Source organism: Serratia sp. BNK-17 (genome assembly GCF_048684935.1).
Classification (GTDB): domain Bacteria; phylum Pseudomonadota; class Gammaproteobacteria; order Enterobacterales; family Enterobacteriaceae; genus Serratia; species Serratia nematodiphila.
Map to the genome: position 1 here is coordinate 4,815,816 of NZ_JBLQTR010000001.1, position 20,545 is coordinate 4,836,360.

Below are 20,545 nucleotides of genomic sequence, written 5' to 3' on the forward strand. Positions count from 1 at the left end.
CATGAAAATTCTCTCTCCCCTGGCGTTAAGCCTCGCCGCCCTGCTCACCGCAGGCTGCGGCAACGCCCTGAAAAGCGACTACCGGGCGCCGCAGATCAACTATCCTGCAGGGTGGCAGCACGCCGCCGAAAACGCCACGCCGACGCCGTTCGACTGGCGTGATTTCCACGATCCTGAACTCGAGCGCTGGCTGCAACAGGTGATGGCCAGCAACAACGATCTGGCCGCCGCCGTGCTGCGCGTCTACCGCGCGCGGCTCGAGGCGGAACGCGTCGGCATCAGCACCGCGCCTGACGTCAGCGCCTCATTAGGCAGCAGCATTAATCGCCCGCTGTCCGAGTCCTCCGCGTGGAATAAAACCAGCAACGCGTCGCTCACCACCAGCTATGAAGTCGATCTGTGGGGTAAACTGGCGCGCCAGCGCGACGCCGCCGAGTGGGCCAGCCAGGCTTCCGAGCAGGATCTGCAAACGGCGCGTCTGACGCTGCTGGCCGACGCTGCCACGAATTACTGGCGCATCGGCTTCCTCAATCAGCAGATCGACGTCAGCCGGGCGAGCATCGCCTACGCCAAAGAAACCCTGCGGCTGGCCAACGCCCGCTACCGCGCCGGCAGCATCTCGGCGCTGGACGTGGTGAACGCGGAGCAAAGCTTGCTGACGCAGGAAAGCCGACTGCTGGCGTTGCAGCACGAACGCCAACAGGCGCTGAACGAACAGGCGGTGCTGCTGGGTGCGCCTTCGGGCCAGGCCGCCATCGCGCCCGCACGCCTGCCGACGGCGGCGATGCCGCAGATCAACACCGGCATTCCCGCCAGCGTCTTGAGCCGCCGCCCGGATCTCAGCGCTAAAGAACTGCGGTTGCGCGCCGCCCTGGCCAACGTTGACGAGAAACGGCTGCAATACTATCCCGCGTTCAGCCTGACCGGCTCGCTGGGCGCCAGCAGCAGCGCGCTGCTGGAATTCCTGCGCAACCCGACGGGCAGCCTCGGCGCCGGCCTGACGCTGCCGTTCCTGCAGTGGCGGCAAATGGGCGTGGAGATCAAGATCGCCCGCAACGACTATGAACAGCAGGTGCTGGCGTTCAAACAGGCGCTGTACAAAGCGATGGGCGATGTGAACAATGCGCTGTCACTGCGCACGCAGCTGCTGGCGCAGGAGACGCAGTTGCGCGCCTCATTGGCGTTGGCGCGTAAATCGGAGCGGTTGAACGAAGTGCGTTACCGACAGGGCGCCGTCACCATTACCGACTGGCTGAACGCTCAGGAACAACGCCGTCAGGCGGAACTGGCGGTGGATGAAAACCGCTTCGCGCAGTACCAGAACCTGGCGAAAATCTATCTGGAGTTCGGCGGTTCGTCGGCGCCCTAATCCAAACTGCCTGGCCAGTTGGCCAGGCGTTTTTTTAGCGGTGAACACATCAATTTTTCCTGTTTTATCTCCCGTACTCTCTATACTTGAAACATCGTCAATCAGACGAAAAACCGTCAAATAGCACAATTATTAGACTATTCTCGCACCAAATCGGTGCAAATACTTAAGTTAAACTGCTGAATTTGATCGCCGCAAGATATAACGTTAAGCTATAGATGCAAAATAATTAGTCACCTAAATGACATAACCTTGGCATAAACGACGATATTTTGTGATCCACATCCCAACTTAAATGTGGATAATGAATCGTTTTGAATCGCGATTCGATTAGCCGATTTGATAACTCGAAAACAACAGTGAACGGAGATGACGCTTTCACGAACAACGAATAATTCATTAAGGGATGATTATATGAAGTTAAGAAAAAAACGACATAAACCGATGCACATTAACGACATCACCATCATCGATGACAGCAAACTCAAGAAGGCGATCACCGCGGCGGCCCTGGGCAACGCGATGGAGTGGTTCGACTTCGGCGTATACGGCTTTGTCGCCTATGCGCTTGGCCAGGTCTTCTTCCCCGGCGCCTCTCCCGGCGTACAAATGATCGCCGCGCTGGCGACCTTCTCCGTGCCCTTCCTGGTGCGTCCGCTCGGCGGCCTGTTCTTCGGCGCTATGGGCGACAAGTTCGGCCGGCAAAAAGTTCTCTCGGTCACCATTATCATCATGGCGGTCAGCACCTTCTGTATCGGCCTGATCCCGTCCTATGCGTCGATCGGCATCTGGGCCCCGATCCTGCTGCTGCTGGCCAAACTGGCGCAGGGCTTCTCCGTCGGCGGTGAATATTCCGGCGCGGCGATCTTCGTCGCCGAATACTCGCCGGACCGCAAACGCGGGTTTATGGGAAGCTGGCTGGATTTCGGCTCCATCGCCGGCTTTGTGATGGGTGCAGGCGTAGTGGTGCTGATCTCCAGCATCGTCGGCGAAGCCAACTTCCTCGACTGGGGCTGGCGCATTCCGTTCTTCATCGCCGCCCCGCTGGGCCTGATCGGTCTCTATCTGCGCCATGCGCTGGAAGAAACCCCGGCGTTCCAGCAGCACGTGGATAAGATGGAGAAAGAGGATCGCAACGCCATCGAAAATCCGCCGAAAACCTCGTTCAAAGAGATCGCGGCCAAACACTGGAAAAGTTTGCTGGTGTGCGTCGGTATCGTGATTTCCACCAACGTGACCTATTACATGCTGTTGACCTACATGCCGAGTTACCTGTCGCATAACCTGCACTACTCGGAGGATCACGGCGTTCTGATCATCATCGCCATCATGATCGGCATGCTGTTCGTGCAGCCGGTGATCGGCCTGACCAGCGACCGTATCGGTCGTAAGCCGTTCATCATCGGCGGCAGCATCGGCCTGTTGGCGCTGGCGATCCCGTGCTTCATTTTGATCAACAGCAACGTCATCGGCCTGATCTTCGTCGGTCTGCTGGTGCTGGCGGTGCTGCTCAACTCCTTCACCGGGGTGATGGCCTCGATTCTGCCGGCAATGTTCCCGACGCACATCCGCTACAGCGCGCTGGCGATTTCGTTCAACATTTCGGTACTGATCGCCGGTGCAACACCGACCGTCGCTGCCTGGCTGGTCGAAGCGACCGGCAACCTGTACATGCCGGCCTACTACCTGATGGTTGTGGCGGTGATCGGTCTTATCACCGGTCTGTACATGAAAGAGACCGCCAACAAGCCGCTGCGCGGCGCGACGCCGGCCGCTTCTGACCGTACCGAAGCGAAAGAACTGCTGCAGGAGACCTACGACAACATCGAACAGAAAGTCGAGGACATCAACGCGCAGATCGCCGAGCTGGAAAAGAAAAAGCAGATCCTGATAGACCAGCACCCCAAGCTGGACTGATCACCGCTGAAAGCCACCCGTTTGGGTGGCTTTTTTGCTTTGATTTCAAAAGAAATAATGCGCAGCGCATTTTTATGACAATCAGGATTGGTGGTACGCTTTGCCGCACACTCTTTATTGATGAAGAACATGATCATGAGCAAAATGGACCTTCCCATCATCATCGGCATCCTAGTGATGCTGACCCTGTGGCTCGGCGCGCTTTTCAACATTGGCGATATCACCTTCAGCATTTCACGTCTGTTTCACTGGATTGAAAGCCAACGCGGCTAACCCGACGCCGCCGCAGGCGGTGGGAAACTTCGGCTATGATTGATAGACGTTACGCCATTTTCCGAGACTGTCGCTCGCGATAAAGAGGACCACATCATGACCGACTATGAGTTCTACAATCAGATCCTGACCCGCCTGGCCGTCAATCACCCCGGCACGCTGGATGAAAAAACCTACGAACTGTGGAAGCAGGACGCCACCAGCCCGCACGCCTTCGCCGATCCCTTCGCCTATCTTAAAACCAAGGGGCTGATACAAGCCTATGTGATGAGCGACATCGACGAGAACAACTATGATATCGATCCGCACCAAACGCGGATCACCACCGCCGGTCTCGAGTTCATACGCAACGGCGGGTTTAAGTAAGCAACAAAAAACCGCCGGGCGGCGGTTTTTTTATCCTAAAAAGCCTGCGGCCGGTGGTTCAGGCGGGGAAAGGCCGATAAAAAATGCGCAGCACTTCGTTGTCACCCTGGCGTAAAAAACCGCCTTCCGGCTGCCAGCGCAGATCGCGCGCCAGATTGAGATTTTCCCAACCGACCGCGCCGCCCACGCCGATGCAAAGATTTTTATTGCCCGCGGCAAATCCCGCACCGGTGCCGATCATGGCATGCAGCAATCGGGGCGCCGCCGCGTCGCGCATGGAAAATATACCGATAAAACATCCCTGCGGCGCGCGCAGCATATCCGCCATGGTGCGGATCTCGGTATCATCAGGGCTGACGAAATGTTTATATTGCTTATCGAACACCGTCAGCCACAGCTGCTTGTATTTCGCCTTGCTGAGCGCGCCTGAACGGTGAGCGCAAAGCACCACCGCATCCCAGCACATCTCCCCGCTCAACGAAAGGTACTCTTCCGTATCGGCTTGCGGCTTGTCGGCGTAATGCCGCGCAAACTCAGCCGCATTCAAATGCGGCGGCACGGCCTGTTTGGCAACGTCACTCTTGTAGCGCTTGAAATTCAACCAATGCATGGGGAGTATCCTCTTCACCCGCGAGATTAATGAATCTGAAACCGTGGATGAGACGAGCCATCACATCCAGGGCGTCGTCGGCGATGGCGGTTTCGTCGTCATTCAGACCCTGCGCCACCGACCGCTCAATCGCGTTCATCACCGCCGGAGCGCTGGTTTCTTCCCCCTGCGCCACCACGTCTAATACGGCTTTGCCGATCGCCAGACAAAGCTCATGATCAAACTCAACCTCTTTATACGGCTGCATAATCACCCCGATAAATTTTCACCCAAGAATACTAGACCACAATGGCGTATCGCGCCTGCCATCGTAGCGCAGCAAGGCATGCAGCTGAAGATAAATGCATCCGGCTCCGGGTTGATAGCCCGAAGCCCGATAAAAAAGCAGGTTATTGCGGTGCTTGTTCGGTGGGGCGAATAATAAAACAAGTGGCGGTTGCCGAAGCCAGCAGCTTCCCTTCCGCCGTTTTGAGCGTGCCTTCAGCGAAAGCGACGTTCTTCGCCGCATAGACCAGACGCCCCTCGGCGATCAGATCAGTTTCCTTCGGCACAGGGCGCAACATTTTAACCTGCAGATCGACGGTGCCATAGCCAATCCCCGCGCCCAGCGTACTGTGCACCGCGCAACCGGTCACCGAGTCCAAAACCGTGGCGGCGAAACCGCCATGTACGCCCCCCAGTGGATTCAGATGGCGCCCGTCGGCCCGCGCCGCGATGCGGATATACCCCTCTTCCACCGCGACCGGTTTCATGGGCACGGTTTCAGCGATCGAGGCCGGTGGGATCTTGCCAGCCATCGCAGCCTGTAATAACGCCAGTCCGGTCATTTTTGTCGGATCCATTGCTCTCTCCTCTGGTGGTAAACCGGTTATATAGGAGAGGTCTGACCTCTTAACTTGCTTTTTCGTGCTGATGTCGTCAGCCGCCTGCTCTTCAGATTCTCTGAACGTGACCGTCATCACTCTTTAGAGCTAATAACCACAATTTTTCAGAGCCTTTAGATTTAAAACAACTTTCTACTGTAAACACCGCCGGAAACTTAACGCAGTTAAGTTCAACATTATTAAGGCGTATCTATCATGGATTTCTTTCTGCAATTAGCGGTTATATTGGCATGCCTGCTGTATGGGGCGCGTAAGGGCGGTATTGCGCTGGGGTTACTGGGCGGTATCGGTTTGATGATCCTGGTGTTTGGCTTTCACCTGCAGCCCGGCAAACCGCCGGTAGACGTGATGCTGGTGATCATCGCGGTGGTGGCGGCCTCCGCCACCCTGCAGGCCTCAGGCGGGTTGGACGTCATGCTGCAGATCGCCGAGCGGATGCTGCGGCGCAACCCGCGTTATGTCTCGATCATCGCCCCCTTCGTCACCTGTATTCTCACTATCCTGTGCGGCACCGGCCATGTGGTGTACACCATCTTGCCGATCATCTATGACGTGGCGATAAAAAATAATATCCGCCCGGAACGGCCGATGGCGGCCAGTTCGATCGGCGCGCAGATGGGCATTATCGCCAGCCCGGTCTCGGTGGCGGTGGTGTCACTGGTGGCAATGCTCAGCAGCTACACCTTCAATGGCCGCCACCTGGAATTCCTCGATCTGCTGTCTATCACCATCCCTTCGACGCTGTGCGGCATTCTGGCGATCGGCATCTTCAGCTGGTTCCGCGGCAAAGACCTGGACAAAGACCCGGAGTTCCAGAAGTTCATCTCCGTGCCGGAGAACCATCGCTATGTCTACGGCGACGCCGCTACCCTGCTGGATCGGGTATTGCCGCGCAGCAACTGGATCGCCATGTGGATTTTCCTCGCCACCATCGCCCTGGTGGCGGTGCTGGGGGCCTTTTCCGGCCTGCGGCCCAGCTTCGGCGGCAAGCCGCTCTCCATGGTTCTGGTGATCCAGATGTGCATGCTGATGGCCGGGGCGTTGATCGTTATCATCACCCGCACCAACCCGGCGTCTATCTCTAAAAACGAGGTGTTCCGTTCCGGCATGATCGCCATCGTGGCGGTGTATGGCGTCGCCTGGATGGCGGAAACCATGTTCGGCGCGCACCTGGCGCAGATCGAGGCCACACTGGGTGTGTTGGTGAAAGAGTACCCTTGGGCCTATGCGCTGATCCTGCTGCTGGTGTCGAAATTCGTCAACTCGCAGGCCGCCGCGCTGGCGGCGCTGGTGCCGGTGGCGCTGGCGATCGGGGTTAACCCCGCCTATATCGTCGCTTCGGCGCCGGCCTGTTACGGCTATTACATTCTGCCAACCTACCCCAGCGATCTGGCGGCAATCCAGTTCGATCGCTCCGGCACCACCCGCATCGGCCGCTTCGTGATCAACCACAGCTTTATTCTGCCCGGCCTGATCGGCGTCAGCGTCTCCTGCGTCTTCGGCTGGATCCTCGCTGCGGCGTTCGGTTTCTTATGATCTGTACTGTGGAGCCCTGCGGGGCTCCCTGCAGGCAGGGTAGCGGCATGACAAGAAAGGAAAAAATGCAGGCGTAATGCGAATTTCAGGCACAAAAAAACCGCCTCTCGGCGGTCTACGACATTACTACTTATTGCTTTGATTATTCGGTATTTTTGTTCCCTGGTACCCGGGGCGGGACTTGAACCCGCACAGCCATAAGCCGAGGGATTTTAAATCCCTTGTGTCTACCGATTTCACCACCCGGGCTCGGGAAAGTTGGAGGCGCGTTCCGGAGTCGAACCGGACTGGACGGATTTGCAATCCGCTACATAACCGCTTTGTTAACGCGCCTTTATTCTGTTTGCCTTTTCAGGCCAAAGCCGGTGATCCACCCACTTCGTTTTGTTCTTTTCAACCGCGACGTTGAAGTCGCTCATCTTAATCATCTGATTCTTAAGTAATTTATTTCGTTACCGCCGAATCGATGGACTGCATTATGGACTAAACCCCCCACCTTGGCAACCCCCCGAAATAGCAAAAAGTTCTCTAACGCTTTCAACTGCTTATTTTGTGGGCGCACTGTTCACAATGCCAACGGAAAGGCAAGCGGAATGTTGATTTTATATGCATTGGCTCAGGGATTCACGGGCAAATCGGATCTTTTTTCTCGACAGGAATCGCTTACCCGTGCCCTCCCCGGCTTTTCATTTGCTTATGATGATGGGGTACCGGGCAAAGTATCATCATGGGGACATCGCGCAATCTTCGGTGCCGCCGCCCTGAACGACCAACGCAACTGCAGAGCTGGAGACTCACATCAGGTTGTACGCCGCACGATGGGCCGGCATCAATACCCCACAGAGCATCGACACGATGTCCAATCAAATGTGCCTGTTTTCAGGAGGCAACCTGCGGTATGAAAATGGCAGGAGATATAGGGACAAGAATCGATGCAGGAAGATGAAGAAAGATTTCGCCGGACGGCAAAGGAATAGAAAACGAAAAAGGGGCCGAAGCCCCTTTTTCTTACCTGCCGAATCACGGGGATTCAACAGGCTAATGTTTGGAGCGGGAAACGAGGCTCGAACTCGCGACCTCAACCTTGGCAAGGTTGCGCTCTACCAACTGAGCTATTCCCGCATTACCAGAACTGACTGATTTCTTTGCTATCTTTCGGCAATTCATCGTTGTCGTCTGATGCGATGCATTCTACTTACCTGACGTGATGAGTCAATAAAATTGTTGGCACACCACGATCGTTTGCCGCTTTTTACAGCGTATCGATCACGGTTCCAGCAAATCGTTGCGTGCCGCGTTCAAATATTGGAACATCGACCAGAAAGTCAGCACAGCCGCGATATACAACAAGCCAATCGCCACATACTCTACGGAACGATCCGGCCGCCACAGCAAGCCCACCAGCGACATCATCTGCGCCATGGTTTTCACTTTGCCGATCCAGGACACCGCCACGCTGCTGCGTTTGCCAATTTCCGCCATCCACTCGCGCAGCGACGAAATAATGATTTCACGGGCGATCATGGTGGCCGCCGGCAGCGTGATCCACCAGCTGTGGTAGTGCTCCGCCACCAGCACCAGCGCCACCGCCACCATCACTTTGTCCGCGACCGGATCCAAAAACGCCCCGAAGCGCGTCGTTTGTTTCCAGCGACGTGCCAGGAAGCCGTCAAACCAGTCGGTGACGGCGGCAAACACAAAGATAACGGCGCAAACCATCGGAGCCCAGTTGAACGGCAGATAAAACGCCAGCACAAAGAATGGGATCAGAACTACGCGAAACAGGGTAAGCCAAGTCGGTATATTCAATTGCATAATGCTACGGTAACTATCTGGCTAGAGTGGAAATTAAGAGTATGTTGCTACATTGCCCTCAGTGTTTCAATGCATTGTAGATCTTTTCTGCCAATGCTTGTGAAATACCCGGCACTTTTGCAATTTCCTCCACGCTGGCGTTCAACAAAGGTTGCAGTCCGCCCATATACTTCAACAGCACCTGGCGCCGTTTCGGCCCTACGCCTTCAATCAGCTCCAATGCGCTGGTATTTCTGACTTTCGCCCTTCTCTGCCGGTGACCGGTAATGGCATGATTGTGCGAATCGTCGCGGATGTGTTGGATCACATGCAGAGCCGGCGAATCCGGCGGCAGAGAAATCCCTTCACCTTCCGGCACAAAGAACAACGTTTCTAACCCTGCCTTACGGTCGGCGCCTTTGGCGATGCCGATCAGCAGCGGCTTATTCTTGTCCCAGGTAACATTCAGCGATTTGAATACGTCGATCGCCATGCCGAGCTGCCCTTTACCGCCGTCGATGAAGATGACATCCGGGATCTTTTTCTCTTCCAGCGCTTTGCCGTAACGGCGCTTCAGCACCTGCGTCATCGCCGCGTAGTCATCGCCAGGAGTGATGCCGCTGATATTGTAACGCCGATACTCCGCTCGCACGGGGCCGTTTCCGTCGAACACCACGCACGAAGCCACGGTCTGCTCACCCATGGTATGGCTGATATCGAAGCACTCCATACGGTTGATTTCCGTCAGGTTCAGCACTTTGGCCAATTCCGCCAGCCGCTGATGGATCGTCGACTGTTGCGACAGCTTGGTGGTCAACGCCGTTGCCGCGTTGGTGCGCGCCAGTTTCAGATAACGGGCGCGATCGCCGCGCGGTTTGCTTTGAATTTGGATCTTGCGCCCCGCCAACTCGGAGAGCGATTCCGCAAGCAGGTCTTTTTCCGGCAGGCTGAAATCCAGCAGGATCTCGCCGGGCAGCGTACGCGCCTGGCTGCCTTGCAGATAGAACTGGCCGACAAAGGTCTGCACCACCTCGCCCATATCCGTGCCGCCCGGCACTTTAGGGAAATAGCTGCGGCTGCCCAGCACCTTGCCCTGACGGATGAACAGCACGTGCAGGCACGCCATACCGGCATCGAACGCCACGCCGATCACGTCCAGATCGTCGCTGTCGCCCGACACGAACTGCCGTTCGGTGACGCGGCGCACGGCCTGAATTTGATCGCGAATGCGCGCCGCCTCTTCGAAATTAAGCAGTTTGCTGGCTTCTTCCATACGCTCAATCAGCTGGTGCAATACCTGCTGATCTTTGCCAGAAAGAAACAGCCGCACGTAGTCCACCTGCTGCCGGTACTCTTCTTCGCTCACCAGGCCGGCAACACAAGGCCCCAGACAGCGGCCGATCTGATACTGCAGGCACGGACGCGAACGGTTGCGATACACGCTGTTTTCGCACTGGCGGATTGGGAACAGTTTCTGCAGCAGCGCCAGCGTTTCACGCACGGCGTAAGAGTTGGGGAAAGGCCCGAAATATTCGCCTTTGGCGTGTTTGGCGCCGCGATGCACCGCCAATCGGGGATGGGTATCCGCACTGAGAAAAATCAGCGGATAAGATTTATCGTCTCGCAAAAGAACATTATATCGCGGTTGGTACAATTTAATGTAGTTATGTTCCAACAGCAGCGCTTCTGTCTCGGTGTGGGTAACCGTTACGTCTATTTGCGCGATATTTTTAACCAGCGTTTCGGTTTTACGGCTGCTGACCTGCTGCCGAAAATAGCTGGCGAGACGCTTTTTCAGGTCTTTGGCTTTACCGACGTAGATCACCGTACCCGTGGCGTCATACATACGGTAGACGCCGGGCTGGCTGGTGACGGTACTCAGGAAGGCTTTGGCATCAAAACGGTCATTCACTGCTTAACAACGTCTCCGCATTGAACAATCCATGTCGGATGGCCAGGTGAGTCAATTCGACGTCGCCGCTGATATTCAGTTTGCTGAACATGCGGTAACGGTAGCTGTTCACCGTTTTCGGGCTGAGACTCAGTTGCTCCGAGATCTCATTCACTTTTTTGCCTTTGGTGATCATCAACATGATCTGTAACTCGCGTTCAGACAAGCAGCTGAACGGCGTTTCAGCCTGCGGTTCCAACTGACTCAGGGCCATCTGCTGTGCGATATCAGACGCGATATAGCGCTGCCCGGCATGCACGGAACGCAAGGCGTTAATCACTTCCTGCGGCGCGGCGCCCTTGCTCAGGTAACCGGCGGCACCCGCCTGCATCACCTTCGCGGGCAAAGGATTTTCAGTATGGATGGTCAACATGATGACTTTGACGTCGGGTGCATAACGCACAATCTTGCGCGTGGCTTCCAGCCCGCCAATGCCCGGCATATTCATGTCCATCAGTACGATATCGACAGCGTTGCCACGGCACCATTTTACGGCGTCTTCACCGCACTGAGCCTCACCGACAACTTTTATACCTTTGATATCTTCAAGAATGCGTCGTATCCCTGCGCGCACCAGTTCGTGGTCATCAACAAGAAGAACGCTAATCAAGGAAAAATCTCCAAAAAAAGGGAGTAACGCAATCGGCCTCTGTTTTCGCCAGAGATATTACTTGTTTTTCAGACAAGAATGAATACAGATTAATACATACTTCCGAATAACTTTGCGGAGCAGAGCTGATTTTTCAATTTTAGCCGTCTATGCCGCCGATAAATCGTCACGTCGGAAAAGATCTGGCGACGAAAATAATTTCGTCGCGCTGCGTCTGACACAGGATAGCGCGACAATCATGCCGCGAGGGAGAAATCTGTGTAAGCAATCACGACATGAATAATATTAACACGGCTGTTGGCTGTTTGTAATCATTTGATATTTAAAGGCGTAACAAAATCTGCGGCCAACGTGGGTCCGGCAACCCTCGGTCGAAACTATTATTCCCGGCAAACGCCGGTAAAATCGGCGCCTCCGCCCCCAATAATTATAATAACCCCGATTGTTCAACAATAACGTACCGGAAAAATACTTGTTAACCACCTCGAAATAACTTGCCGAGACTAGATGATTCAGACAGGCAATGAGCGAACGTTGCCCACCCGCGTGACCTGAGCAAGCCCGGTGCAGATGACAGACTCATGCTATGCTATACTCCGCGCCCAGTTAAATTCGCCGCCGCGCCCGGGGCTACTTTTTAGCCCGTGCGCGGTGCGCCAAAGCAGCTTGTATCAGGCTACGGCCTCAAAAAATCAGGAGAGAAAATGAGCAACGTTGATTTCACTACGTCTGCAAACCCGGAAATCTTGGCGACTGAGGTTGCCTGCCTCAAAGCTACGCTGACGCTGATCTTGAAATCGATCGGCCAGGCCGACGCCGGGAAAGTCATCATCAACATGGAACGTTTCATCGCGCAGATTGAAGATCCGACTCAGGCAGAAATCTTCAAGAACAGCATTCAGCAAATCAAGCACGCTTACCGTCAGTAAGCGTTGCGCCCCAGACCCGCACTTCTTGTGGGTCTGCTTTTCACCACGCTACGCCACACCCCATTGATCTTGCACGTGCTTTCGGGCAGTGTGTTGACTTTCTCCCCCACACCCGAGACCGTTATGGGCATCCTTGTCAAAGCGCTGATCGGCGCGCTGGTCGTGGTTCTAATCGGCCTGCTGGCCAAAACGCGCAACTATTATATCGCCGGTTTAGTCCCGCTCTTTCCCACTTTCGCCCTGATTGCGCATTACATTGTCGGCAGCGAACGTTCAATTGCGGCATTGAAAACGACGCTGATTTTCGGCATGTGGGCGGTATTGCCCTACCTGGTATATTTGATTTCGCTGTATTTCCTGATTAACAGCCTGCGGCTGTCGTTAGCGCTGGGGGCGGCGGTACTGTGCTGGATTGCGGCGGCGTGGCTATTAATTACGCTGTGGGGATGGTGGCAAGGGCGTTAACGCCCTTGCCTGGGCTGTTACGGCCGCCCTGCCTGCAACACGAAGCCTCGCTGCCGATCGCCGGCGATGCGCAGATAGCGGCTTTCACCGGCGCGCAGCGTCATCGGCACGCTGCCGCTGGTTTCACGCCAAATACATAGAGAGTTCTCGATCATATCTTGCCCGATACTGACCGAAATATTGCCTGGCGGCACGCGAAACTCTGCTTTTTCTTTTGCCTCGAGTGAAGCGGCAAACTCCCCATTCACATAGACGCCAGTGCGGCAGCTGCCCGCCAGCATTCCGCTGTCGCGCACCACGACCACCGTAGCGTAAGGCGTATCCGGGATATTCTGATAGAGCATCAGACGGCTTGGGGGGGGCAACTCAGCCTGTTGCGGCGGTACGGCTTGAGTCGCACACCCCGTCAGCAGTGCAGAGGCAAATAACAACGCGGCGTAATGCTTCATCCTTGGCTCCTGAAGAAAATAATGCTTATCGTAGCAAGAGAATAGCTGTCTCCAGTAGCCTTCATACCGCAGAGACGAAAAAATCGGATAACTTCCCACTCCGATCACGAACCTGCAGGGATAAGAAGATTCTGCATTAAAGCCATTGAAATAAAGGCGATTCTTGCAGATTTAAAACTTGATCATGCCACGTTGGATATCTGCCGCAAAAGCACCACTGACGTAACTGAAACCATCCTGCGTGACATAAACCCGGGTATGACCGGTCTCTGATAACACCGCCACCATATATCCCAGGCTGATCATTTCATGGGACGGAACGTTCATCGGGGTTAGAAATCCGCGCCCACGGCACCACTGATAAAAGCGGGTTCGCCCATATCCCAACACGGCGCCAACATCGGAGAGGTGCTTAAAAGTATCATAATCCTCTGATGGTGAAGGTAAACCGTCATGACTTTCAGGCGTTTTCTTTATCCCAGACAAAATAAACTCCTTTTTTGACTCTGTCGCGTACGGTTATCCTTCCTCTAAAATGAATTTAAAAAATCCAAATTTAAAATGCAAATGAATTCCCTGTAACTAAAAAGTCTTCCCCAGAAAAAACCTGAGAATAAAACCCCAATAAAAAAAAGAAATAAAAAAATAAGGTATTAATACTGAGCATTAAATCCTTGGCATGGGTAAATATCCTAAATAAAAATAATAGTCATACCGGATAAAAAAATACTTAGCCTGCATATTATTTCCATCATTAAAACGATGCAATTGCGGTCGGATCATTGCGGCATAAAGAGAATGAATAAAATCAATGCCACATCGTCCAGCCCTCGCCGTGAGGTCGCGGATCCTTACAGACTGCCCTCAATGCGCCACATCCTCTCTCAACACGGCACTTCCTCAATCACACCTAAACAATAACCATTATCATTTCCAATTGTTCCGCCAGTTTATTACACTTTCCCACCTCGTCAGTTAGGAACATTCCTAGGCTGCGAGCCTCAGGATAGAGAAAGAGTTAGGGACACCATGAAGAATTGCCGTTGTTTGATTGTTTTGCCGTTATTGATGTTGACCGCCTGCACCCAATGGGAAAGGCCTGGCGCGGTTGAGAGTACCCGGAATGCCGAATATGCCGAATGCCGCAGCCGCGGATACGATCGCTTCCCCCCGGACGTGGTGCGGGACGTGGAGTTCAGCTACGAAAACAAATACATTCCTTGCGAGAAGAATAAGAAAGACTGCCCATCGGGATACCGCTACGACAAGGAGCCGTCGATTAAAACAGTGCAGACCGATCGCAATCAGTCCGCCCGAGACGCCACCATCGAAGCCTGTATGTACGGCAAAGGCTGGCGGGAGAAAACCTACTATTGGCCGCAATGGTAATGTGGCGGCGTTTGCCTGGGGCAAGATGCCGCTAACCCATTCAACCATCACCATCACATCGGTTCAGCCCCAGCGCAACCAGCGTTTCCGTCCTGACCGGCGTTAAAGGCACACGCGGCGACGGCAGAGGCCAGCCCAAAAGCTGCCTCGCCGCCGTTGCGCAGACTTTACCCTGGCATGCCCCCATACCACAGCGGCTGCTCATCTTAGCCGTGTTCCAATCCGGCTGATGGCGTACCTGTTCCAACGTAACGTCTTCGCAGCGGCACAGTAACGTTTGCGGATTGGCCAGCGAATTCAAGCGCTCATCGAGTGCGAAGGCACTTGCCGCCGCCGTGGCGAAACGCCGCCACCGCCGCCGCTGCGCCGCCAGGCGCTCTGCCTTTTCCCGCTGCCCGGTGGCAGCATAGCCGGCAATGGCGCCTTCAGTGAGCGCCAATTCACTGCCGCCGATGCCGGTACATTCCCCGGCAGCAAAAATTTGCACCTGGCTGGTTTGCTGCCAATGATTCACCGCTACGGCGTCATGTTCTATCCGACACCCCAACAGCATCGCCAGCTCAATGTTCGCCACCAGACCAAAACCGCAGGCCAACCTGTCGCAGGCGATCGTTCTTTCCCGCCCGCCGTTATTGACACGCACCGAGGTTAAACGTGCTTGCCCCAACGCCGCCTGCACCCGGCTACCGGCACGGTAACGATGCGGCATCAAAGAAAACGCCTGACGCAGCTTGGCCGGCCAGCGCCACAGGCCGCCGGCAAACGCCGCCAACCGCCAAAGCGGCGCCTGCTCCGCCAACATGACCACCTCTCCGCCGGCCTGTTTCACGCTGTCGGCCACCGCCAACAGCAGCGGACCACTGCCGGCGATCACCACTCGCTCGCCGCGGATCGCCAACCCCTGCTTGATTTGCGCCTGTAGACCACCGGCGCCGGTCACCCCCGGCAGCGTCCAGCCGGGAAACGGCAACAACAATTCACGCGCGCCATTGCATAAAATCAGCTTTTGATAGCGAATCACGCCGCAGCCCTCGGCGTCTTCATATGCCAATCGGTTAGCGCCACACTGCGCCACCAGCTTGCAGCCAGACTGCAGCGCAATATTTTCCCGCGCCGCCACCGCCTGCCGATAGCGGTTCGCCGTTTCAGGTAAAGCCACCTGCATCCCGTCGCGCCAGATTTGCCCGCCGGGATGCGGATTATCATCAATCATTCGCACCTGGCCACCACTTTCCGCAGCGGCCAGCGCAGCCGCCATGCCGGCCGGCCCGGCACCGACGATCAGCACCTCACAATTGAAGTTACTCATCATCGTTCCTCTCTATGCGCATGCCGGCTTGACACAGCGTTTGGCACGCTAGCCGACGCAGGCCGTTAATGGTCACCCGGCACTCCTGACAAACGCCCATGCCACAAAAGGGAGCACGCGGTTGGTGTGAAACAGATAACCGACAACGATCGTCGCCGCACAGGCTGAGCGCCGCAGCAACGCTGAGACCAACCGGCACCCGCCGGTGTTCTCCATCGATGCTCAACGCGATCGTATTTTGTCTTTCATTCATACAGGCAACTCCTCGGCGGCAAACGCCCGCGCAGCCAAATACGGGGAATCGTCAATCTCCGGCGTTTGCCGGCCAATTTGCGCAGTAATCAGCGCAGCGCTGCCGAGCGCAGTCGTGACGCCCAATCCCTCATGCCCCAGCGCCAGCCACAGCCAGGAATGCCGCGGATGCACGCCCAACAGCGGCAGCCCGTCGGCAGAGGCGGCGCGCAACCCGGTCCAGCAGCGAATGATGTTCATCTGCGCCAGTGCGGGCAAGAAATACTGTGCACGCGTAAGCATTGCCGCCAACAGTGGCATGTCCAACGCCGAATCAACGGCGTCGAACTGGCGGGAAGAGCCGATCAGCCATTGTCCGGTGGGCCGCGCCTGCACATTGAAAGCCACCGACGTGCCGTTACTGGCATGCGCGCTGGCGCCATACCCCAGCTCCACCAGTTGATGCCGCACCCGCCGCGGGTAGCGATCGGTGATCGCCAGTTGGCCCTTCTTGGCGTGAAGCAAAGTTTGCGGTAATAGGCTATTGGCCCTAAGGCCGCAGGCCAGGACCACCACCGGCGCTGCCAGACGCCTGCCGTCCGCCAGCCGCACGGCTTCCTCTTCCAACGCTGTCGCTTCACCATGCACCACGTCAATTGCCGCACCACCGTCGGCCAACAGCCAGCGAGCCGCGAGCGGCGCATACAGAATGCCGTCGCCCGGCACCCGCAGTCCGCCGGCCAGGCCGTGCCGCAGCATCGGCTCCATGACGGCGATCTGCTCTGCCGTCAGCAGTTCCGCGGCCACGCCCTGCTCCGCCAGCCGCGCCCGCTTTTGCTCGGCGATGGCCATTTCATCCGCTTGATCCGCCAACCACAGCGTACCGCAACCACGCCAGGCGCAGGTTTCCGGCATGCGCCCCGTCACTTCGCGCCACAACCGCAGCGAATAAGCGCTCAACGCCAGCTCGGCAGGATTATCGTCCATGCAAACCAGATGCCCCATACCGGCGGCGGTGGCGCCGGCGCGGCGATCGTCCACCACCGAGACACGATACCCTTCCCGCGCCAGCCGCCAGGCGCAAGCGGCGCCGATGATACCGGCACCGACCACGATGACATCGGCTCCCCGCTCGGCGCCCATCAGCGTATCCCCCAGACGAAGGGATCGCGTTCGTCGAGCAGCAGTTGGCTATCGGCGCACACATAGGCCTGCCCGCGAATAAAGGGAGCAATGCGATCGCCGTTCCAACGATAATAGGCCTGGAATTCGCTGCCGATCACGCTGGCCTGCCGCCACTGCGTGTCCGGCGGCAGTTTGCCGTCCGCCGCCAGACACGCCAGTTTGGCGCTGGTGCCGGTACCGCACGGAGAACGGTCATAGGCTTTGCCGGGGCACAGCACGAAGCTGCGGCTGTCGGCCTGCGGATCGTCACCGAACAGTTCGATATGGTCTATCGCTCCGCCGTCTTCACCGCGGATGCCCGCCTGTTCCAACGTTTGTCGCACCGCCCAGGTGAAGGCGGTCAAGGCCTCCAGATTGTGTTTATCGATGGGCAACGGTGACTCGCCGATCAGGAAAAACCAGTTGCCCCCCCAGGCGATGTCACCCGTCACCGGCCCGTGACCGGCAACCTCAAGCCGCACCTGGCGGCGGTAGCGATAAGCCGACACGTTCTCCACCGTGACGCTGCCGTCATCATGCAGCGTGGCGCTTACCGGGCCGACCGGGGTCTCGATCAGGTGGCGCCCGGCGTGAATGCGCCCCAAATGAGCCAGCGAAGCGATCAGCCCGATAGTGCCGTGCCCGCACATGCCCAGATAGCCGCTGTTGTTAAAGAAGATCACCCCGGCGGTGGCCTGTGGCGAGCAGGGGCGGCACAGCAACGCCCCCACCAGCACGTCATTGCCACGCGGTTCGAGCATCACCGCGCAGCGCCAATCGTCATAATGTTGTGCGAAACGCGCCCGCCGTTCCGCCATGCTACCCTCGCCGAGATCGGGAAAACCTTCCACGATCAGGCGGGTCGGCTCTCCGCCGGTATGAGAATCGATCGCCCGCAAAGCGGTGATATGCGCAGAAAGTGCCATCGGCGTCTCCTGGGTTAATGAGATGTTACCAATGGCATTAGCCTGAACGAATGTGAGCATGACGGCTTGATGCATTTCGGCGCAGCGAATGAAGAAATCAGCACAGTGACAAACGTCAGGCCTGACGCGTCGCGGGTATGAGTTTAACGGTTGTCATAATAATGACTTATTTATCATGTCGTTACTTTCATGCTAAACCCTTGTGTAGCGAGAAACGCCGCAGTTTTCAAGCAACCGCCAAACACCGTCCGGCAAAAGTATGCGGCAATCCGCATATTTGGCAGCCCGCCGGAAATAGCGCTTGCTTCGTTACAAAAAAGTTAATATTGATGCGAAAGCGCCAACCTGGCCCGCCTGTTTTTCCGGCTAACGACCGAAAAGGGACTGTTATGCGATCCACTTCAGACTACCCGCCTCCGGTTTCTCTCTCGCCGCCTTCGCTTGTGGGGCTGCCGGAGCAGGAGGACGTTTTTGCCGTCGAACATCTGTCGCGCCTGTGCGACGGACTGGCGCAGCAGCGCCCGAACAACCTGCGCGATCTGCTGAATACGCTGGCGCTGATCGCGCCATTGCTGAACGCGATCCCCAACGTGGTGTTCTTTATCAAAGACGCTCAGGCTCGCTACCTGCTGGCCAACCTGACGCTGGCCAGGCGCTGCGGTTTCAAAACCGTGACGCCGCTGCTGGGCAAAACCTCCGCCGACGTTTTTCCCGCTCAGCTCGGATCCGGCTATACCGAGCAGGATCTGCGGGTATTACGCCACGGCGTGTTGATCCAGGATCAGCTGGAAATGCACCTGTACAACGGCCGAGAAACCGGCTGGTGCCTGACGCAAAAGCTGGCGCTGTATGACGCGCAGGGAAAAATCATCGGTATGGCGGGTATTTCTCACGATCTGCAGGAGGCCAGAGCCAATCATCCGGCCTACCAGCGGCTGGCGGCGATCGACGTGCATATCCGCCGCCACTACGCCAGACCGATCGCGCTTGAAGAGCTGACGGCGCTGACCGGGTTATCGGTGGCGCAGATCGAACGCTACTGCAAACGTATCTTCCACCTCACCCCGCGCCAGATGATCCACAAAGTGCGGCTGGAAAAGGCCACGGAACTCCTGGCCGGCGATCTGCCGATCACGGACATCGCGCTGCAGTGCGGCTATACCGATCACAGCGCCTTCAGCCGTCAGTTCAAAGCGATGACCGGCTCCACGCCGCGCGATTTTCGCCTGACGCTTTCCGCTTAACGCGCTGATTTACCCCGTTAACCCTCTCTTCTCACGGCGTACCGACGCCCGATTTTTCACGCCCGCTTTCCGCCGCTATTGTGCCAATTTCGTCGCGGCAATCGGCGAAAAGCGTCAAGCCTCCCTGCGCAATACCGGTCAATCTGTCGGTGAGCCTTACCAAAGATTCACTTTTCATTAACACTTTCGGACGACAGGACAAACACGATGAGCCATAAAACCCTAAGCTGGAGCGGCGTATTCCCGGCGGTGACGACCCAATTTCGCAACGATTTCTCTCTGGATCTCGACGCCACCCATACGGTGATCAAAAACCTGGTGCGCGACGGCGTCTCCGGCCTGGTGGTGTGCGGCACCGTCGGTGAAAATACCTCGATGACAGTGCAGGAAAAGCTGGCGGTGATCGAGGTGGCGAAAGACGCCGCCGACGGTAAAGTGCCTGTGATCGCCGGCATCGCCGAGTTCACCACCGCCTTCGCGCAGAACATGGCGCGTGAAGCGCAAAAGGCCGGCGTCGACGGAATTATGGTGATGCCGGCGCTGGTCTACTCCGCCAAACCGCACGAAACCGCCGCGCACTTCCGCAGCGTCGCTGGCGCGACCGATCTGCCGATAATGGTCTACAACAACCCTCCCATTTACAAAAATGACGTCACGCCCGACATTCTGACCTCGCTGGTCGACTGCGAGAACATCGTGTGCTTCAAAGACTCGTCGGGCGATACCCGCCGCTTTATCGACCTGCGCAATGAAGTCGGCGATCGCTTCGTGCTGTTCGCCGGATTGGACGATGTGGTGCTGGAAAGCATCGCCGTCGGCGCGCAAGGCTGGATCTCCGGCATGTCCAATGCCTTCCCGCGCGAAGGGGAAACCCTGTTCCGGCTGGCAAAGGAAAAACGCTATGAGGAAGCGTTGGCGCTATACAGCTGGTTTATGCCGCTGCTGCACCTCGATGCCCGCCCCGATCTGGTGCAGTGCATCAAACTCTGCGAACAGCGGGTCGGCCGCGGCAGCGCTGTCACTCGCCCTCCGCGCCTGGCGCTGCAGGGAGAAACGCTCACCGAGATCAACGCCGTGATCGATAAAGCGCTGGCCACCCGCCCTGCGCTGCCGAACGTCGGCCTGTGAC

Annotated in this window: 23 protein-coding genes and 3 tRNA genes; 10 read left to right on the forward strand and 16 right to left on the reverse strand. The window is 56.7% G+C overall.

The annotated features are described in order from the left end of the window. Position 1: 1 nt before the first annotated feature. From ACMGF7_RS23085 to ACMGF7_RS23100, 4 genes are all read left to right on the forward strand, one after another. Complete coding sequence (locus tag ACMGF7_RS23085; protein WP_049241786.1) at positions 2–1,369, forward strand: TolC family protein; 1,368 nt, start codon at positions 2–4, stop codon at positions 1,367–1,369. Between the two features lie 414 nt (positions 1,370–1,783). After that, positions 1,784–3,286 carry a glycine betaine/L-proline transporter ProP gene (gene proP / locus ACMGF7_RS23090; protein ID WP_015377406.1) on the forward strand — a complete coding sequence of 501 codons (1,503 nt, stop codon included), beginning with the start codon at positions 1,784–1,786 and terminating at the stop codon, positions 3,284–3,286. Positions 3,287–3,421: 135 nt separating this feature from the next. Next, the gene (locus ACMGF7_RS23095) at positions 3,422–3,559 is read left to right on the forward strand and encodes a hypothetical protein (protein ID WP_162138956.1); all 138 of its coding nucleotides are present in this window, start codon (positions 3,422–3,424) and stop codon (positions 3,557–3,559) included. Between the two features lie 96 nt (positions 3,560–3,655). Beyond that, on the forward strand, positions 3,656–3,925 hold the full coding sequence (locus ACMGF7_RS23100) for a hypothetical protein (protein ID WP_131164381.1): 270 nt from the start codon (positions 3,656–3,658) through the stop codon (positions 3,923–3,925). A gap of 58 nt (positions 3,926–3,983) precedes the next feature. Here ACMGF7_RS23100 and ACMGF7_RS23105 read toward each other — a convergent pair whose 3' ends face one another. The 3 genes from ACMGF7_RS23105 to ACMGF7_RS23115 form a co-directional block, all read right to left on the reverse strand. Next, positions 3,984–4,535, reverse strand: a complete 552-nt coding sequence (locus ACMGF7_RS23105; protein WP_004927924.1) for a hypothetical protein — start codon at positions 4,533–4,535, stop codon at positions 3,984–3,986. After that, the gene (locus tag ACMGF7_RS23110) at positions 4,501–4,782 is read right to left on the reverse strand and encodes a hypothetical protein (protein ID WP_004927927.1); all 282 of its coding nucleotides are present in this window, start codon (positions 4,780–4,782) and stop codon (positions 4,501–4,503) included. The genes ACMGF7_RS23105 and ACMGF7_RS23110 overlap by 35 nt, the downstream gene beginning before the upstream one ends. 142 nt (positions 4,783–4,924) lie before the next feature. Next, a complete protein-coding gene (locus tag ACMGF7_RS23115; RefSeq protein WP_004927931.1) occupies positions 4,925–5,377 on the reverse strand; it encodes a PaaI family thioesterase in 453 nt (150 codons plus the stop codon). A 237-nt stretch (positions 5,378–5,614) separates the two neighbouring features. Here ACMGF7_RS23115 and ACMGF7_RS23120 point away from each other — a divergent pair, with 237 nt between their 5' ends. Then, entirely contained in the window at positions 5,615–6,955 is a 1,341-nt protein-coding gene (locus ACMGF7_RS23120) for an anaerobic C4-dicarboxylate transporter (RefSeq protein WP_004927934.1), read from the forward strand. 163 nt (positions 6,956–7,118) lie between these two features. Here the strand turns inward: ACMGF7_RS23120 and ACMGF7_RS23125 are convergent. The 6 genes from ACMGF7_RS23125 to uvrY form a co-directional block, all read right to left on the reverse strand. Next, a tRNA-Leu gene (locus tag ACMGF7_RS23125) sits at positions 7,119–7,204 on the reverse strand. Between the two features lie 10 nt (positions 7,205–7,214). Further along, a tRNA-Cys gene (locus tag ACMGF7_RS23130) sits at positions 7,215–7,288 on the reverse strand. A 713-nt stretch (positions 7,289–8,001) separates the two neighbouring features. Beyond that, a tRNA-Gly gene (locus tag ACMGF7_RS23135) sits at positions 8,002–8,077 on the reverse strand. 144 nt (positions 8,078–8,221) lie between these two features. After that, on the reverse strand, positions 8,222–8,770 hold the full coding sequence (gene pgsA / locus ACMGF7_RS23140) for a CDP-diacylglycerol--glycerol-3-phosphate 3-phosphatidyltransferase (protein ID WP_004927937.1): 549 nt from the start codon (positions 8,768–8,770) through the stop codon (positions 8,222–8,224). Positions 8,771–8,828: 58 nt separating this feature from the next. Then, on the reverse strand, positions 8,829–10,661 hold the full coding sequence (gene uvrC / locus ACMGF7_RS23145) for an excinuclease ABC subunit UvrC (protein WP_004927940.1): 1,833 nt from the start codon (positions 10,659–10,661) through the stop codon (positions 8,829–8,831). Next, positions 10,654–11,310 (reverse strand): UvrY/SirA/GacA family response regulator transcription factor, encoded by a 657-nt coding sequence (gene uvrY, locus ACMGF7_RS23150; protein ID WP_004927947.1) that lies wholly within the window; start codon positions 11,308–11,310, stop codon positions 10,654–10,656. The genes uvrC and uvrY overlap by 8 nt, the downstream gene beginning before the upstream one ends. A 704-nt stretch (positions 11,311–12,014) precedes the next feature. Between uvrY and ACMGF7_RS23155 the strand changes: the two genes are divergently transcribed. Both ACMGF7_RS23155 and ACMGF7_RS23160 read left to right on the forward strand, forming a co-directional pair. Continuing rightward, positions 12,015–12,239 (forward strand): DUF2594 family protein, encoded by a 225-nt coding sequence (locus ACMGF7_RS23155; RefSeq protein WP_004927950.1) that lies wholly within the window; start codon positions 12,015–12,017, stop codon positions 12,237–12,239. A 123-nt stretch (positions 12,240–12,362) separates the two neighbouring features. Then, positions 12,363–12,704 carry a GlpM family protein gene (locus ACMGF7_RS23160; protein ID WP_004927953.1) on the forward strand — a complete coding sequence of 114 codons (342 nt, stop codon included), beginning with the start codon at positions 12,363–12,365 and terminating at the stop codon, positions 12,702–12,704. 17 nt (positions 12,705–12,721) lie between these two features. Here ACMGF7_RS23160 and ACMGF7_RS23165 read toward each other — a convergent pair whose 3' ends face one another. Continuing rightward, positions 12,722–13,153, reverse strand: coding sequence for a hypothetical protein (locus ACMGF7_RS23165; protein ID WP_028128013.1), 432 nt, complete (start codon positions 13,151–13,153; stop codon positions 12,722–12,724). 171 nt (positions 13,154–13,324) lie between these two features. After that, entirely contained in the window at positions 13,325–13,639 is a 315-nt protein-coding gene (locus ACMGF7_RS23170; protein ID WP_033633390.1) for a hypothetical protein, read from the reverse strand. A gap of 543 nt (positions 13,640–14,182) precedes the next feature. On the opposite strand from ACMGF7_RS23170, the gene ACMGF7_RS23175 reads away from it, so the two are divergent. After that, complete coding sequence (locus tag ACMGF7_RS23175; RefSeq protein WP_004927961.1) at positions 14,183–14,542, forward strand: hypothetical protein; 360 nt, start codon at positions 14,183–14,185, stop codon at positions 14,540–14,542. A 40-nt stretch (positions 14,543–14,582) separates the two neighbouring features. On the opposite strand, the gene ACMGF7_RS23180 is transcribed toward ACMGF7_RS23175, so the two are convergent. The 4 genes from ACMGF7_RS23180 to ACMGF7_RS23195 are packed head-to-tail and all read right to left on the reverse strand — an operon-like array spanning position 14,583 to position 18,172. After that, positions 14,583–15,851 (reverse strand): FAD-dependent oxidoreductase, encoded by a 1,269-nt coding sequence (locus ACMGF7_RS23180; protein ID WP_164095236.1) that lies wholly within the window; start codon positions 15,849–15,851, stop codon positions 14,583–14,585. Continuing rightward, positions 15,844–16,104, reverse strand: coding sequence for a (2Fe-2S)-binding protein (locus ACMGF7_RS23185; protein WP_004927966.1), 261 nt, complete (start codon positions 16,102–16,104; stop codon positions 15,844–15,846). Before ACMGF7_RS23185 ends, ACMGF7_RS23180 begins: the two co-directional genes overlap by 8 nt. After that, positions 16,101–17,225: an NAD(P)/FAD-dependent oxidoreductase gene (locus ACMGF7_RS23190; RefSeq protein ID WP_049239695.1), complete on the reverse strand. Its 1,125-nt coding sequence runs from the start codon at positions 17,223–17,225 to the stop codon at positions 16,101–16,103. The genes ACMGF7_RS23185 and ACMGF7_RS23190 overlap by 4 nt, the downstream gene beginning before the upstream one ends. Next, a complete protein-coding gene (locus tag ACMGF7_RS23195; protein ID WP_049239696.1) occupies positions 17,225–18,172 on the reverse strand; it encodes a 4-hydroxyproline epimerase in 948 nt (315 codons plus the stop codon). Before ACMGF7_RS23195 ends, ACMGF7_RS23190 begins: the two co-directional genes overlap by 1 nt. A 389-nt stretch (positions 18,173–18,561) precedes the next feature. Between ACMGF7_RS23195 and ACMGF7_RS23200 the strand changes: the two genes are divergently transcribed. Beyond that, on the forward strand, positions 18,562–19,416 hold the full coding sequence (locus ACMGF7_RS23200; protein ID WP_031300114.1) for an AraC family transcriptional regulator: 855 nt from the start codon (positions 18,562–18,564) through the stop codon (positions 19,414–19,416). 31 nt (positions 19,417–19,447) lie between these two features. Here the strand turns inward: ACMGF7_RS23200 and ACMGF7_RS23205 are convergent, their stop codons facing one another. Beyond that, complete coding sequence (locus tag ACMGF7_RS23205; RefSeq protein WP_154612852.1) at positions 19,448–19,594, reverse strand: hypothetical protein; 147 nt, start codon at positions 19,592–19,594, stop codon at positions 19,448–19,450. A gap of 29 nt (positions 19,595–19,623) precedes the next feature. Here ACMGF7_RS23205 and ACMGF7_RS23210 point away from each other — a divergent pair, with 29 nt between their 5' ends. Beyond that, positions 19,624–20,544 carry a dihydrodipicolinate synthase family protein gene (locus ACMGF7_RS23210; protein ID WP_015377396.1) on the forward strand — a complete coding sequence of 307 codons (921 nt, stop codon included), beginning with the start codon at positions 19,624–19,626 and terminating at the stop codon, positions 20,542–20,544. Position 20,545: the final 1 nt, after the last annotated feature.

Excerpts from the sequence above, each read along its gene's own strand:
- ACMGF7_RS23085 (WP_049241786.1), top strand. The coding sequence starts at position 2 with ATGAAAATTCTCTCTCCCCTGGCGTTAAGCCTCGCCGCCCTGCTCACC.
- proP (WP_015377406.1), top strand. The coding sequence starts at position 1,784 with ATGAAGTTAAGAAAAAAACGACATAAACCGATGCACATTAACGACATC.
- ACMGF7_RS23095 (WP_162138956.1), top strand. The coding sequence starts at position 3,422 with ATGAGCAAAATGGACCTTCCCATCATCATCGGCATCCTAGTGATGCTG.
- ACMGF7_RS23100 (WP_131164381.1), top strand. The coding sequence starts at position 3,656 with ATGACCGACTATGAGTTCTACAATCAGATCCTGACCCGCCTGGCCGTC.
- ACMGF7_RS23105 (WP_004927924.1), bottom strand. The coding sequence starts at position 4,535 with ATGCATTGGTTGAATTTCAAGCGCTACAAGAGTGACGTTGCCAAACAG.
- ACMGF7_RS23110 (WP_004927927.1), bottom strand. The coding sequence starts at position 4,782 with ATGCAGCCGTATAAAGAGGTTGAGTTTGATCATGAGCTTTGTCTGGCG.
- ACMGF7_RS23115 (WP_004927931.1), bottom strand. The coding sequence starts at position 5,377 with ATGGATCCGACAAAAATGACCGGACTGGCGTTATTACAGGCTGCGATG.
- ACMGF7_RS23120 (WP_004927934.1), top strand. The coding sequence starts at position 5,615 with ATGGATTTCTTTCTGCAATTAGCGGTTATATTGGCATGCCTGCTGTAT.
- pgsA (WP_004927937.1), bottom strand. The coding sequence starts at position 8,770 with ATGCAATTGAATATACCGACTTGGCTTACCCTGTTTCGCGTAGTTCTG.
- ACMGF7_RS23155 (WP_004927950.1), top strand. The coding sequence starts at position 12,015 with ATGAGCAACGTTGATTTCACTACGTCTGCAAACCCGGAAATCTTGGCG.
- ACMGF7_RS23160 (WP_004927953.1), top strand. The coding sequence starts at position 12,363 with ATGGGCATCCTTGTCAAAGCGCTGATCGGCGCGCTGGTCGTGGTTCTA.
- ACMGF7_RS23165 (WP_028128013.1), bottom strand. The coding sequence starts at position 13,153 with ATGAAGCATTACGCCGCGTTGTTATTTGCCTCTGCACTGCTGACGGGG.
- ACMGF7_RS23175 (WP_004927961.1), top strand. The coding sequence starts at position 14,183 with ATGAAGAATTGCCGTTGTTTGATTGTTTTGCCGTTATTGATGTTGACC.
- ACMGF7_RS23180 (WP_164095236.1), bottom strand. The coding sequence starts at position 15,851 with ATGAGTAACTTCAATTGTGAGGTGCTGATCGTCGGTGCCGGGCCGGCC.
- ACMGF7_RS23185 (WP_004927966.1), bottom strand. The coding sequence starts at position 16,104 with ATGAATGAAAGACAAAATACGATCGCGTTGAGCATCGATGGAGAACAC.
- ACMGF7_RS23190 (WP_049239695.1), bottom strand. The coding sequence starts at position 17,225 with ATGGGCGCCGAGCGGGGAGCCGATGTCATCGTGGTCGGTGCCGGTATC.
- ACMGF7_RS23195 (WP_049239696.1), bottom strand. The coding sequence starts at position 18,172 with ATGGCACTTTCTGCGCATATCACCGCTTTGCGGGCGATCGATTCTCAT.
- ACMGF7_RS23200 (WP_031300114.1), top strand. The coding sequence starts at position 18,562 with ATGCGATCCACTTCAGACTACCCGCCTCCGGTTTCTCTCTCGCCGCCT.
- ACMGF7_RS23205 (WP_154612852.1), bottom strand. The coding sequence starts at position 19,594 with ATGAAAAGTGAATCTTTGGTAAGGCTCACCGACAGATTGACCGGTATT.
- ACMGF7_RS23210 (WP_015377396.1), top strand. The coding sequence starts at position 19,624 with ATGAGCCATAAAACCCTAAGCTGGAGCGGCGTATTCCCGGCGGTGACG.